The sequence below is a fragment of the Ruegeria sp. YTSC230 genome (genome assembly GCF_059609665.1).
The window spans coordinates 43,850-56,819 of sequence record NZ_JBXWMC010000009.1; the positions used below are offsets into that span (position 1 = coordinate 43,850).

A 12,970-nucleotide genomic window follows, 5' to 3' on the forward strand; every position below is an offset into this window, starting at 1 on the left:
ATGGCAAGCAAGCAATTCGACATCAAGTCATATCCCGGATTCAAGGGTATTACACTGCTGTGTCTGGTCATCCTTTATGCGCCGCTGGTCGTGGTCACGATCTACAGCTTCAACGCTTCACAATCGCTGACCAACTGGGAAGGTGTATCGCTGCGCTGGTATGCAGATGTGTTTACCGGCCCAGAAAGCGGCAAGTTCAAAACGGCAGCGAAGAACAGCTTCATCATCGCAATCATCGCGGCAACTACGGCAACGACCATCGCGACCCTGGCGGCGACGGGGATGGTGCGCGGGGGTAAGTTCCGTTTTCGCACTGTGTCTTTCGGGTTGATCAGCCTGCCGCTGATGGTGCCGGAAATCGTGCTGGCGGTTGCGACCTTGATCTTCTTCAATTCGATCGGTTTCGAACGCGGGCTCCTGACGATCCTGCTGGCCCATATCGCGTTCTGCATTCCCTTTGCCTACCTGCCGATCTCAGCCCGCATGCAGGGGATCGAAGACAGCTATGAACAAGCGGCACTGGATCTCTATGCCACGAAACGGCAGGCATTCACCAAAATCCTTTTGCCATTGATGATGCCCGGCATCATTTCGGGCTTCCTGCTGGCGTTCATCGTCAGCCTGGATGATTTCATCATCACCAATTTCGTGAAGGGTGCGGGCGTCGAAACGCTTCCTACCGCGATCTTTGGCTCGGTCAAGCAGGGGATCAAACCGAATATCATGGCGATTTCGACCATGTTGCTGAGTGTGTCCATCGTCATGGTCACGATCAGCTATTTCGTCAGCAAGTCTGACAACACAAAATAACCAACAGATGGAGAGTCACATGAAACATATGATGAAAAGCGGCGTCGCTGCCCTTGCTCTGGCCATTGGTGCCAACGCGGCCGCAGCCGAGGGTGAGTTGGTTCTGTACCACTGGTTCGAATACATCCCACAAGAGCTGCTGGATAAGTTCACCGAAGAAACCGGTATCACTGTCACCATGGACACATACGACTCGAACGAGTCCATGTTGGCTTCGCTCAAGGCTGGTGGTATCGGCACTTATGACGTTTCTGTGCCTGGTGATTACATGGTCTCGATCATGGCGGGCGAAGGCATGCTGGACACGATCGCCGATGGTGAGCTGAAGAACAAAGGCAACATCGCCCCCGATTGGGCCGATCCCAGCTTTGACCCCGGCCGTCAATCTTCGATTCCGTATCAGTGGGGCTCGACCAGCTTTGCAGTTAACCGCGATGCTTATGACGGGGACATTCAAACCACCGACATATTGTTCAACCCGCCGGCTGAATTGCAGGGTCGCATCAACATGCTGGACAGTCAGGGCGAAGTGATGGCCATGGCCGCGTTGCACATGGGCATTCCGCAGTGCTCCACAGATCGTGAACAGCTGAAGGCGCTGAACGCCATGCTGCAAGAAGCCAAACAGCATTGGGCCTCGTTCAACTCAGACACCGCGAAAGAGGTACTGGTTTCGGGCGATGCGGCTGTAGGTCAAATCTATGACGGTTTCTCTGCCAAGGCGCGCGAAGAAGGCGCCAACGTCGAATACGCCTATCCGACACAAGGTTACATTGCGTGGATGGATAACGTGGTTCTGCTGAAAGATGCGCCCAACCGCGGCAACGCGCTGATCTTCATGGATTTCCTGCTGGAACCTGAGAACATCGCTGCCGTGACCAACTTCGCGCAATACAACGCGGGCGTGAACGGGGTGGAAAGCTTTCTGGACCCAGCGCTGGCAGCGCAGCCTGAAAAGAATCCACATGCCAATGCCGGACCGGGTGTCTTTATCGAAGTTTGCGATGAGGAAACTCAGGCGGTGTACGACCAAATCTGGACCAATCTGAAGAAGTAATTCAGGTCACATACTTATCTTGAATGCCCCTGGTTTCCGCCGGGGGCATTTTGGTTTGTGGCAAACCCCTTGTTGTTCACCGCCTGATATCTTCGAGGATGCGATCCATCATTGCGTCGCAAGCGTTCAGTTGACTGATCTCCAGGTACTCATCCGGTTTGTGGCCCTGACGTTCCATTGATCCGGGCCCGCAAACAACAGTCGGCACGCCCAGTTCGCTGAAGAACCCGGCCTCTGTACCGAAGGCCACCTTTGTGGTGACGTTGCTTTGCGCCAGTTTCTGCGCATAGGCAATGACGCCTTCGGTCTGGGCGACCTCCAGTCCGGGATAGGCGTTATACTGTTCAACCTCGATACGCGCCTCGGGACACAGGTCCTGATACTGTGCACCGACCCTGATGGCCGCCTCCAGAATTTGTGACAAGATGTCTTTGCCATGATCCGAGGCGACATGACGGTATTCAAATGTCAGTTCAGCGCGATCCGGCACAATATTCAACGCCTTGCCGCCAGACATCATGCCCACATGGAACGTGGTGTAGGGCACCGAATAGGCCGGGTCGCTGTTGCCGCTTTTGGCATAGGTTTCTTGCAACGCGCGCAGTTCACCTACAAAATCAGTTGCCAGGTGCAGCGCGTTGACGAATTTCGGGGCCAGAGCTGAATGCCCGCTTTGGCCGTGGCAGACGGCACGTAGCGCGGCTTTTCCTTTGTGGCCGACGGCCACCTGCATCTCGGTCGGTTCACCCACAAAACAGGCGCGTGGCTGGCCCAGCATAGGGGCGAGCCGGTCCAGCATGTGCTGGATGCCGACACAGCCGACCTCTTCATCATAAGAAAGCGCGATCTTGAGAGGTTCGCGCAGATCAGCCCCGGCGGCACGATCCGCCAGCGCCATGACAGAAGCCACGTACCCCTTCATATCCGTGGTGCCACGCCCATAGACGCGATTGCCTTCACGGGTCAGGCGGAATGGGTCCTTGGTCCAACTTTGGCCTTCGACCGGGACAACATCAGTATGCGCGGATAGTAGTACGCCATCACCCGCAGGTCCTTTCTCGGCGTAAAGCCCGGTCTTGTCGCCGCCAGGGTCGGTGATGCGATGAACGGTGAATCCGCGCGCCTCCAAAAACTCTTCGACATAAGCGGCAAGCTCAAGGTTCGAGTTTTTGCTGACCGTATCGAAGCCAACAAGCCTGTCGAGAATATCCAGGGTAGAGGTCATAGGATTGAACCTGTTTTTTGGTTTGACAGCCGCTTTGGTCTTGGCTGTGAGAGGGTCATTCTCTCCAAGCCTATACGACGGGCAAAATACTTAAATCTGGGAATGGCGAAGCAGAGGTTAGGAGATCTCTAAGTCACGCAATCACCCTTCGTCCTGCGCAAAAAGACCAGGAAGCGATCCTGAATCTACGGCATGAGCACAATGATCAATGAATGCTCTTGATGTGTTTGTTTCATTCTCGGCCCGCGCGCGCAGCAAGCCAAGACGCATTGGGCGCATTTCCCCGGCCAAGGGCACAAAGATCAGCTTTTTGCCATCCGGCGACAAAACGTTGAGGGGGCGGATATTGGCAATCGAAAAACCGAACCCGTTCGCCACCAAAGATCGCATGACCGACATATCTGCGGTGCGCTCCGCGATATTCGGTTTGATATTGGCTTCGCGGAAAAAGGACAGAAAATACTCACCACTGAATGGCAGGTCCAGCAAGACCATTGGGCTGTCCTGCAGGTCGGGGATCGTCAGCTCGCTGCGATTTGCCAGCGGATGACCTTCGCTCAGAACGACATAAGGTGGCAGTTCATGGAGTGGCCGGAATTCGAGATCGGCGGGAATGTCCAGATCGTAAGTCAGGGCGATGTCCAGTTCAGCCCGGCGCAACTGGCTGAAAATAACGGCCTGATTCAGTTCACGCTGTTCGATACGTACATCGGGATAGGTGTCCTCAAAGTCGCGTCGCAACCCCGGTAGAACAATCTGAGCAAATGTAACCAGACACCCGACGGACAGGATACCCTGTACCTTCCCGGTGATTTCCCCGGCCAGTGTGGCCAGCAACTCGGCCTCGCGCAGAACGAACTCGGTACGTTCCATGATTTTGTGCCCGGCCTTGGTCAGCGACAGACCACGCGCGTGTTCGCGCACAAAAAGGGCGACGCCGAATTCCACTTCCAACTGGGTGATCGCCGCCGAGATCGACGGCGACGAGACGTTCAGCTTGTCGCTGGCGGCTGCGATGCTGCCTGCCTTTCCGACGGCCACAAAATATTCAAGCTGTCGCAGCGTGTATCTGAAAGGCAAAGGCGCATCTCCGCGGTCTTGCGGATCAAGCCTTGTACTTGATCCAAGTCGTTTTCAAAGCAGTATACTTTTCAAGCGAGTGCAATGACAAATCGCGCCCAAAGCCTGACTGCTTCATGCCTCCAAACGGCGTCATTGCAGACAGCGCGTCTACCGTATTCACCGAAACGGTCCCTGCCATCAGCTTGTCTGACACCCGGCAAGCGCGGGACAGGTTATCGGTCCAGACTGACGCTGCCAGCCCATAGACCGAGTCATTGGCCATCGTCACGGCTTGGTCTTCGGTGTCGAAGGGAATGACTGACAGGACGGGGCCGAAGATCTCATCGCGCGCCAGCGGGTTGTCATGGTCTACGTCGTCGAAGATGGTCGGTTGGACAAAGCAGCCCTTGCCATCCAATGTGATCCGTTCGCCCCCAGTCACAAGGTTGGCGGTTTTCTTGCCTTCCTCGACAAAGCGCATGATCCCCTGTGTCTGCTTTTCATCAACGATGGCACCCATTTTCGACGCCGGGTCCAGCGGGTCACCGGGTTGCATCGCCTGCGCACGGGCGATCAGCTTTTCGACAAAGGCATCCTTGACCGAGCGTTCCACGTATAGCCGCGAATTGGCCGAGCAGACCTCGCCCTGATTGAAGAAGATGCCAAAGGCGGCCATGTCAGCGGCCGAGTCCAGATCCTCGCAATCGGCAAAGATCAGATTGGGGCTTTTGCCACCTGTTTCCGGCCAGACCTGTTTCAGATTCGACTCGCCCGAATACTGCATGAACATCTTGCCGATTGCGGTCGACCCGGTGAAGGCAAGGCAGTCCACATCCATATGCAGACCCAGCGCTTTGCCCGCAGTCACGCCAAAGCCAGGCACGACGTTGAATACACCATCCGGAACGCCAGCCTCAGCCGCCAGTTCTGCCAGTCTCAGCGCTGACAGGGGCGACTGTTCGGCCGGTTTCAGCACAACCGAGTTGCCGGCCGCAAGCGCCGCGGCGGCTTTCCATGTGGCCATGTCCAGCGGGAAGTTCCACGGTGTCACTGCTCCGATCACGCCCAGAGGAACACGTTTGACCAGCGCCAAATCGCCAGGCCCGGTTGGGGCGACTTCGTCATAGACCTTGTCGATAGTCTCGGCATACCACTGGAAGAAATGCGCCGAACCGGGGGCATCGATAGTGGCAGCATCCGTCACTAATTTGCCCATGTCGAGACTGTCCAGTAGCGCCATCTCTTCCAGATTGTCGCGGATCAGGTCGACCAGTTTCAGCATCACCGCCTTGCGGTCACCGGGGGCCATGCGCGACCAGCGGCCATCCTCGAATGCGGCGCGGCCTGCGGCGACGGCACGGTTGATGTCTTCCTCATCGCATTCGGCAACCTGAGTCAGCACTGCGCCTGTGGCGGGATTTATGCTATCAAAGGTCTTGCCCGATGTGGCATCGACAAACTTGCCGTCAATGAAAGCCTGCCCACGAAATGACAGACCGGCGGCGCGACTTTTCCAATCTTCGTGCGTATAATCCAACTTGATGTCTCTCTCGCTGATTATTCGTCGCCGGGTACGCCATAAGAAGGCGCTTCTCTCGGGTCGAGCGCGCGCTGAATATAGGCGTCCAGCTGCGGTTTATAGATGTCCCAGGCGGTTGCGATGGCCTCAATCGGGCAACCCTCGGTCCAGTCGCATCGTAGATCGGCTACCGGCCAGCTGACCTTGTCGACGATCTTCATGCCTGCTGAATGTACCGGACCGGCCTCGCCCCCCGCGTCCAGACCGGCGCGCATGGCTGCGATCAGGCGGTCTCCGATATGACCCGAGGCCGACAGAAACCCGTCGACGATGGCCTGCGGGACGCCGTCGTTGTCCAGAAGATTGCCACCCGAGGCGACGTTTTCGGCCTGCGCTTGTGTCCAGATGCCAAGGCTGTTGGGACCGGAATGGATCGCCGTGCGTCCAGCGGTGTCCACGGCCAGAACCTGACGGTACTCAATGAATTTCATGCGGGCCGTCATCTCGGCGATGGCCTCAGGCGCGGTTTTACCTTGTTCCATCAGATCCAGCGTCAGCGGGCCAAGGCTGGGGTCGGTTACGTTCTGCGATGCGACAGCACCGACACTGGCGCGGGCAAACGAACAGCGGGCGGCCACGGCGGGTGAAGACGACGAAATCGCCAACCCGAACATGCCGGTATCGGCACAACGGGCAACCAGTGAAAAAGTCATATAGACCTCCTTAACGACAAAGACCGGGCTGCGCGGGGTGAGAGCGTAAGTGCGCAGCCCGGTATCCTCAAATGATCGGCAAGATCAGTCGGGAATGACTGCGGTGCCGTCAATCTCAACCAACCAGTCCGGGCGTGCGAGTGCCTGAACCACCAGCCCCGTCGAGCAAGGGTAGACCCCTTTGATATACTCGCCCATGGTGCGATAGACGGCCTCGCGGTGGCGGACATCAGTGATGTAGACGACGACCTTGACCAGATGTTCCATTGAACCGCCGGCCTCTTCGATCAGCTGCTTGATGTTCTGCATGACCTTGTGGGTCTGCTCGACCGGATCGTGGCTGTCGATATTGACCGCATCATCCAGGTTCTGCGGACACTGGCCACGCAGGTAGACGGTTTTTCCACCTTGCGTGACGACGGCCTGACACAGGTCGTTATCGAGGTTTTGCTCGGGGTAGGTTTCTTTGGTGTTGAATTTGCGAATGCGTGTGTGCGCCATTTCGGTGTCCTGTTGTCTTATTCTGCGGCTGCTGGGGCGATGATAGCCGCCTGACCATCGTAATCGGCATAGGCGCGCTGGATCGCAATCTGATCGGCTATGTATTTCGCATCGTGCCAAACGCCCCAAATGAAGGTGGAGCCACGACGTGACTGCCAAGGCAGGCCAAGGAAGTATATGTCAGGTTCGACCGAAACGCCGCGCTGGTGGATCGGCGCGCCTTTGGCGTCAAATGCGTCCGCCTTGATCCAACTGAAATCCTGACGGAAGCCCGTGGCCCAGATGATCGTGGAAATACCTTCTTTGGTAAAGTCGACTGACCCAAGCGGATTGGTCAAACAGTTCGGGTCTTCAAAGGGTTCGCGCGCCTCAGGTTCTTCCGGCAGATCAATTCCGGTGCGTTCCACATAGGCGTCAGCAAGATCAAGCATCTCTAGATAATTGGCGTCGCCTGCGGCTACGTTGCGCTGCAGATCATCCGCGAAGCTGAGAACGCCGTTCTCGAAGCTGTTGGTCATGCCCGTGAGGGTGACCCCCTCGTTCCCAAGTCGGCGAAAATCCATCGTATGCCCACCATGGGCCCCGCTGACCGAGATGGTGACATGCTCGGTTCCGGGTTTTTGCGCAGCGATATCCCAAAGTCCCAGCACGCCCAGCCACCAGACATTGTCGCGACCGCGGTATCGGCGAGGCGGGCGGTCATGCGGACCAACCGACAAAAAGACCTTGCGGCCTGCGCGGTTCAACTCGTCCGCGATCTGCGCGCCGGACGACCCGGCACCGACCACCATCACGGCACCTTCTGGCAGTTGGTCGGGGTTCTTGTAGTAGAAGGAGTGGATTTGCTCGACACCAGCCGTTGCCGGCACGATCGGCGGAATGACCGGTTGCTGGAACGCGCCCGTGGCGGCCACAATGCGTTTGGCATGAATCTCGCCGGCAGAGGTTTCAACCTTGAAGCCTCCTTCACCCGGCAGACGTTCTGCTTTCAGCGCCTCTACACCTTCGCGAATGGGGGCTTTGACCATTTCGGCGTATTCGACAAGATATTTGGCAACCCGGTCCTTAGGCACGAACGCATCGGGGTCGTCGCCGTTGAACTGCAGGCTGGGAAAACGGTCATGCCAGGCCGGGCCATTGGCAACCAATGCGTCCCAACGACCGGTACGCCATGCTTCTGCAGTGCGGTTCTTTTCCAGAATGATGTGGGGCACATAGTTGTTTGCCAAGTGCTCGCTCAGCGCGATACCAGCCTGTCCGCCGCCAACAACCAGCGTATCCGTTTTCTCAATGGACATGTGTCGGTTCCCTATAACTGCATCTCGAATTGACCCTGAGAGGTCATTGCCATCGCTCATTACATGCCGGTCTTGGAGGACGAGCGATCACAATGGACCGAACGCCTTGCACTTTCAGAATTCGGACATCAGCACCTAACCGGTGAGCTAGCCGATACCTGGGTAACGGCCGCTTTGGATTGCCGCATTCTGTGCCACTCCAGCACGCTATGCACGTTTCCAGGTTAAGGTTTCACAAGTTCGAAACAGGTGAAATAACTGTCTAACTTACTCTTAATTAGGCTTTGGCTAACTTGTCGGGTTTTATGTTGAGCTCCCAGGCAGTTGCCTATTCTCCGACAGATAAGGCGCGATCAGGTAATACAGTTCCCCCTGCGAAGAGATCTGGCATTTCCGGTAAAGTTGCTTGCGCAAGACCTTTACGGTCTGGGGGCTAATGCCAAGTGTCAGGCCAATAGAAATCGACGAATGTCCTTGCAGGATCAACAGCGCCACCTGGGCCTGTCTTGGGCTTAGGCTGATGTCCTGCTCGGCGGACATGCGCCGGCGCAGTTGTTCAACGGTATCTTCCGGCTCACCTTCAATCGGGGGCTTGATGTCTGGCCAGTTCATTCTGACCAGCGCACTAACCACTGGCGCGATGTGTTTAGCCGCGCTGTAGTCTCTGGACGAGAACCGCGATGCGGTGGTTGCGTCCCTGCCGATACAGACTGTGATTGAACTGATCGGGGTAAGGCAGGCGAAATAAGCAAGCTCATCTGTCAGCGTTGTGTTGGCGTAGTAGGATTTGAAGTACTCGTTGCGCTGAAACTGATCAGGGGCGACATCGGTTAAACGATAAAGACCGTCTGCAGCGCGGCTTTGATGTAGGCCAAAGAACGGATCCAGCAGATAGGCTCCTTTGACATAGTGGCTGTCGATGCGCTCGAAAACGCGACTGTCGCGAGCGTGGGTCATCAGAACCTGGGGCGCACGATCCTTAAAAAAGGCGATGATCGCGAAGTTATCGAATGAGCATGTCGCATCCAGCCAACGGTGCAATGCATCACCGAAGCGTTCTGATCCGATTGCCATAATTGCGGTCGACAAGGCGTCTGGTGCCGAAATTTGTGACATATTCGGGTACCCCCCTGGGGGTATATACCCCCTGAAATCGCCAAAGTAACGTAAATACTCAATTTAGGTGGTATGTATCCGCCGGCGCGATCATGGCCCGAACAAGGGACGCGCCGGATCAGCAGAACTGCTACAGGAAAACAAAGGGGTTGATCATGGCTAAAGATACGCTCGACATTCTTTCGCAGGATAAGCACCTGATTCAGTCTTTCGCCGATCTGGACGCGCTAAAGAAGCAGGGCGCTCGCACCGTCATATCGCGGGCAAAGGGCGCCTACGTTTATGACAGCGACGGAACAGAGCTGATCGACGGAATTGGCGGTTTATGGTGCGTCAATATCGGCCATGGCAATGACGAGATGATTGCCGCGATCTCGGATCAGTTGAAAACACTGGACTATTACTCGACCTTCTACAACTTTACACACCCGGCAGCGGCGGCGCTGGCCGAGAAGATCGCTCAGCTTGCGCCGGGTCATCTGAATTCGGTCTATTTCAGCAATTCCGGTTCGGTCGCAAATGACAGCGCCATTCGGATGCTGCACCATTATAATATCCGCAAGGGAAAGCCAGAAAAGAAGCTGGTTCTATCGCGGCACGGCGCCTATCACGGATCGACTCATCTGGCGATGGCGATGACCACACCTGGCTATTCCGAAGGTTGGCACGCGGCCAGCGAACTCGTGCATCACCTGCGCTCACCCCACTACTGGCGCGAATGCGGTGAGATGACCGAGGGTGAGTTCCTTAACGATCTGATCGACGATCTGACCGCCAGTATTGAGCGGATTGGCGCAGAAAACATTTGTGCGTTCATCGCCGAGCCGATCCAGGGCGCAGGCGGTGTTGTGACCGCACCTAAAGGTTATCACAAGCGCGCGTGGGAGGTCTGTAAGGCCAACGATATCAAATACGTCGCCGATGAGGTCGTCACCGCCTTTGGCCGTCTTGGGCACTTTTTTGCCTCGGAAGATGTGTTCGACATGGTGCCAGACATCATCACCACGGCCAAGGGCTTGACCTCAGGCTATCAACCGCTTTCGGCCACTATCGTCTCGGATGATATTCACGAAGTGATCTCGGGGCCCGACGGTATGTTCCTGCATGGCATGACCTATTCGGGCCACCCTGCGGCAGCGGCGGCAGGTCTGACCAACATCGCGATTATGGAGCGCGAGCAGATCCCGCAGCGGGTGCAAACAACCGGTACCCGTTTCGAATCCAACTTGCGCGGTCTGACCGACATCGAAATGGTCGGCGAAGTGCGTGGTAGCCATTTCATGATGGGGATCGAATTCGTCAAAAACCGCGCCAGCAAGGAAAGTTATCCGGATGAGGCGCAAGTGGGGCTGAAAGTAGCCCAAGCCTGCCAGAAACGCGGCCTGATCGCACGCCCCTTGGGTAACGTGCTAATCTTGTCCCCGACATTGATCATGGACGAGCCCATGATTGATCGCATCGAAGCCATCCTGCGCGACGCCATCACAGAAGTTGCCGCCGGTCTTTAGATCTTGATTTACTGGGACTGACGGCCCTCCGTGAACCCTATCAGCCAGCCTTAAGGAGCCAGCCATGCGCGATCCACGCTATGATATTCTGTTCGAGCCGATGCAGATCGGCCCTCTGACCGCCAAGAACCGGTTCTATCAAGTTCCCCATTGTAACGGCGGCGGATATCGTGATCCCTCGGCGGCGGCTGCGATGCGTGGGATCAAGGCTGAAGGCGGCTGGGGTGTGATCTTCACCGAGCAGTGCGAGATGCACCACACGTCTGAGATCACACCCTTTATCGAGCTGCGTTTGTGGGAGGACAAGGACATCCCGCAACTGCGCAAGATGTCGGAACGGATGAAAACACATGGCGCTTTGGCGGGCATTCAGCTGGCATATTCCGGCATCAACGGGCCGAACCTCTATACCAAAGAAGTGCCGCTGGCCCCTTCGGCCCTTCCCATTCGGACTTTCACAAACGACCCGGTTCAAGCGCGCGCGCTGGACAAGCAGGACATCAAAGACCTGCGCCGTTGGTTTGTGAACGCTGCCAAACGGTCAAAGGACGCAGGATTTGACTTGATCTGTCTTTATGGTGCGCACGGGTTTGGTATCTTCCAACATTTCCTCAGCCGTGCCACCAACCAGCGCAACGACGAATATGGCGGCAGTCTGGAAAACCGCGCCCGGTTCAGTCAGGAGGTCATCGCCGATATGCGCGACGCGGTGGGTGATACGATGGCGATCACGTTGCGGGTTAGCCTGGATGAAACCATCGGTGAGCTTGGCTTTTCGAATGCCGAGGTGCGCGACTATATTGAGATGAACAAGGACCTGCCGGATCTTTGGGATTTGGCGCAAGGAACTTGGGAAGACTGTTCTGGCCCTTCACGTTTCAAGGAAGAGGCCGCGCAGGAAGAACTGGTGCGTGGTATTCACGATCTGACCGACAAGCCTATTGTCGGCGTGGGCCGGTTCACTTCACCAGACGTTATGGCCAAGATGATCAAGTCCGGCACTCTGGATTTCATCGGTTGCGCCCGTCCATCCATCGCCGATCCGTTCCTGCCCAAAAAGGTCGAAGAAGGCCGGATTGATGACATCCGCGAATGCATCGGCTGCAACATCTGCATCACGGGCGACATGACCATGTCGATCAGTCGTTGCACCCAGAACCCGACCTTCATGGAGGAATGGCGCAAGGGCTGGCACCCCGAGAAGATGAACGAAAAAGGTGATAGCTCGAACGTGCTGATCGTGGGCTCGGGCCCTGCGGGGCTTGAGGCCGCGTGGGCGCTGTGTCGCCGCGGCTACGACGTTGCCGTGGCCGAGGCCCGCGATGTTATCGGAGGCCGTGTGGCGCGCGAACGTCTGTTGCCGGGCCTATCGGCCTGGGGTCGGGTAGTGGACTATCGTGACTATCAACTCAGCCAGCGCCCAAACGTGGAAATCTATCGCGAAAGCGAGCTGGATGCTGAAAGTATTCTGGAGTTCGGCTTCGAAAACATCTGTATCGCCACAGGAGCGACATGGCGCAACGATGGTGTCTCGCGTCAGCACGTTGTGCCGATGCCAATTGCTGAAGGCGCCAGGGTCTATACCCCGGACGATCTGATGGATGGCACAATCCCATCCGGCCGCGTGGTGGTGTACGATGACGACCACTATTATATGGGTGGTGTTCTTGCCGAACTGTTGGCCAAGAACGGCGCGCAAGTGACGCTGGTTACACCATCGGCTTATGTCAGTGACTGGACCAACAACACGTTGGAACAGATCGCCATTCATCCAAGGCTGGTCGACGCGGGGGTTGAGATCGTGCTCAACCAAGGCGTCACCGAAATCCACCCGGATCATGTGGTCTCAAACTGTGTCTACACCGATCGCACTTGGAAGATCGAGGCGGATGCTGTTGTGATGGTTGCATCCCGTCTGGAAAACAACGGCGTATTCAATGATCTGAAGGCACGCGAAGCGGACTGGGCAGATGCAGGCATCAAGTCGGTCAAACTGATCGGCGACGCCAACGCACCGGGTCCGATCGCTTGGGCAACCTATGCCGGTCACCGCTTTGCACGGGAACTCGATGGTAAAGGTATTGGTGACGCTTTGCCCTTCCGCCGTGAAATTACAGAACTTGCGGTAGACTAATATCTTTGTGGGGTTTTGGCGGCGAAG

11 protein-coding genes are annotated in these 12,970 nt (G+C 56.6%); 4 read left to right on the forward strand and 7 right to left on the reverse strand.

Annotated features, from left to right (window positions below; genetic code table 11):
- Together AC2FD9_RS17475 and AC2FD9_RS17480 are read left to right on the forward strand one after the other, a co-directional pair.
- The gene (locus tag AC2FD9_RS17475) at nucleotides 1–810 is read left to right on the forward strand and encodes an ABC transporter permease (protein WP_282120977.1); all 810 of its coding nucleotides are present in this window, start codon (nucleotides 1–3) and stop codon (nucleotides 808–810) included.
- A 19-nt stretch (nucleotides 811–829) separates the two neighbouring features.
- Nucleotides 830–1,867: an extracellular solute-binding protein gene (locus tag AC2FD9_RS17480; protein ID WP_282153274.1), complete on the forward strand. Its 1,038-nt coding sequence runs from the start codon at nucleotides 830–832 to the stop codon at nucleotides 1,865–1,867.
- Nucleotides 1,868–1,943: 76 nt separating this feature from the next.
- Here the strand turns inward: AC2FD9_RS17480 and argE are convergent, their stop codons facing one another.
- The 7 genes from argE to AC2FD9_RS17515 form a co-directional block, all read right to left on the reverse strand.
- The gene (gene argE, locus AC2FD9_RS17485; protein WP_282120979.1) at nucleotides 1,944–3,092 is read right to left on the reverse strand and encodes an acetylornithine deacetylase; all 1,149 of its coding nucleotides are present in this window, start codon (nucleotides 3,090–3,092) and stop codon (nucleotides 1,944–1,946) included.
- A 141-nt stretch (nucleotides 3,093–3,233) separates the two neighbouring features.
- Complete coding sequence (locus tag AC2FD9_RS17490; RefSeq protein WP_108862429.1) at nucleotides 3,234–4,172, reverse strand: LysR substrate-binding domain-containing protein; 939 nt, start codon at nucleotides 4,170–4,172, stop codon at nucleotides 3,234–3,236.
- A gap of 25 nt (nucleotides 4,173–4,197) precedes the next feature.
- Nucleotides 4,198–5,691, reverse strand: a complete 1,494-nt coding sequence (locus tag AC2FD9_RS17495) for an aldehyde dehydrogenase (RefSeq protein ID WP_282170385.1) — start codon at nucleotides 5,689–5,691, stop codon at nucleotides 4,198–4,200.
- Nucleotides 5,692–5,711: 20 nt separating this feature from the next.
- On the reverse strand, nucleotides 5,712–6,386 hold the full coding sequence (locus tag AC2FD9_RS17500) for a DUF1028 domain-containing protein (RefSeq protein ID WP_282153277.1): 675 nt from the start codon (nucleotides 6,384–6,386) through the stop codon (nucleotides 5,712–5,714).
- An 84-nt stretch (nucleotides 6,387–6,470) separates the two neighbouring features.
- A complete protein-coding gene (locus AC2FD9_RS17505) occupies nucleotides 6,471–6,887 on the reverse strand; it encodes a RidA family protein (RefSeq protein ID WP_282120982.1) in 417 nt (138 codons plus the stop codon).
- A gap of 17 nt (nucleotides 6,888–6,904) precedes the next feature.
- Nucleotides 6,905–8,185, reverse strand: a complete 1,281-nt coding sequence (locus tag AC2FD9_RS17510) for a flavin-containing monooxygenase (RefSeq protein WP_496838107.1) — start codon at nucleotides 8,183–8,185, stop codon at nucleotides 6,905–6,907.
- A 303-nt stretch (nucleotides 8,186–8,488) separates the two neighbouring features.
- On the reverse strand, nucleotides 8,489–9,301 hold the full coding sequence (locus AC2FD9_RS17515) for a helix-turn-helix transcriptional regulator (protein ID WP_282170383.1): 813 nt from the start codon (nucleotides 9,299–9,301) through the stop codon (nucleotides 8,489–8,491).
- Nucleotides 9,302–9,456: 155 nt separating this feature from the next.
- On the opposite strand from AC2FD9_RS17515, the gene AC2FD9_RS17520 reads away from it, so the two are divergent.
- Together AC2FD9_RS17520 and AC2FD9_RS17525 are read left to right on the forward strand one after the other, a co-directional pair.
- Nucleotides 9,457–10,809 carry an aminotransferase class III-fold pyridoxal phosphate-dependent enzyme gene (locus AC2FD9_RS17520; RefSeq protein WP_282170382.1) on the forward strand — a complete coding sequence of 451 codons (1,353 nt, stop codon included), beginning with the start codon at nucleotides 9,457–9,459 and terminating at the stop codon, nucleotides 10,807–10,809.
- A gap of 64 nt (nucleotides 10,810–10,873) precedes the next feature.
- Complete coding sequence (locus AC2FD9_RS17525) at nucleotides 10,874–12,943, forward strand: oxidoreductase (protein WP_496838109.1); 2,070 nt, start codon at nucleotides 10,874–10,876, stop codon at nucleotides 12,941–12,943.
- The last annotated feature ends 27 nt before the right edge of the window (nucleotides 12,944–12,970 follow it).

Coding starts and splice junctions, on each gene's coding strand:
- AC2FD9_RS17475 (WP_282120977.1), top strand. CDS start 1: ATGGCAAGCAAGCAATTCGACATCAAGTCATATCCCGGATTCAAGGGT.
- AC2FD9_RS17480 (WP_282153274.1), top strand. CDS start 830: ATGAAACATATGATGAAAAGCGGCGTCGCTGCCCTTGCTCTGGCCATT.
- argE (WP_282120979.1), bottom strand. CDS start 3,092: ATGACCTCTACCCTGGATATTCTCGACAGGCTTGTTGGCTTCGATACG.
- AC2FD9_RS17500 (WP_282153277.1), bottom strand. CDS start 6,386: ATGACTTTTTCACTGGTTGCCCGTTGTGCCGATACCGGCATGTTCGGG.
- AC2FD9_RS17505 (WP_282120982.1), bottom strand. CDS start 6,887: ATGGCGCACACACGCATTCGCAAATTCAACACCAAAGAAACCTACCCC.
- AC2FD9_RS17510 (WP_496838107.1), bottom strand. CDS start 8,185: ATGTCCATTGAGAAAACGGATACGCTGGTTGTTGGCGGCGGACAGGCT.
- AC2FD9_RS17515 (WP_282170383.1), bottom strand. CDS start 9,301: ATGTCACAAATTTCGGCACCAGACGCCTTGTCGACCGCAATTATGGCA.
- AC2FD9_RS17520 (WP_282170382.1), top strand. CDS start 9,457: ATGGCTAAAGATACGCTCGACATTCTTTCGCAGGATAAGCACCTGATT.
- AC2FD9_RS17525 (WP_496838109.1), top strand. CDS start 10,874: ATGCGCGATCCACGCTATGATATTCTGTTCGAGCCGATGCAGATCGGC.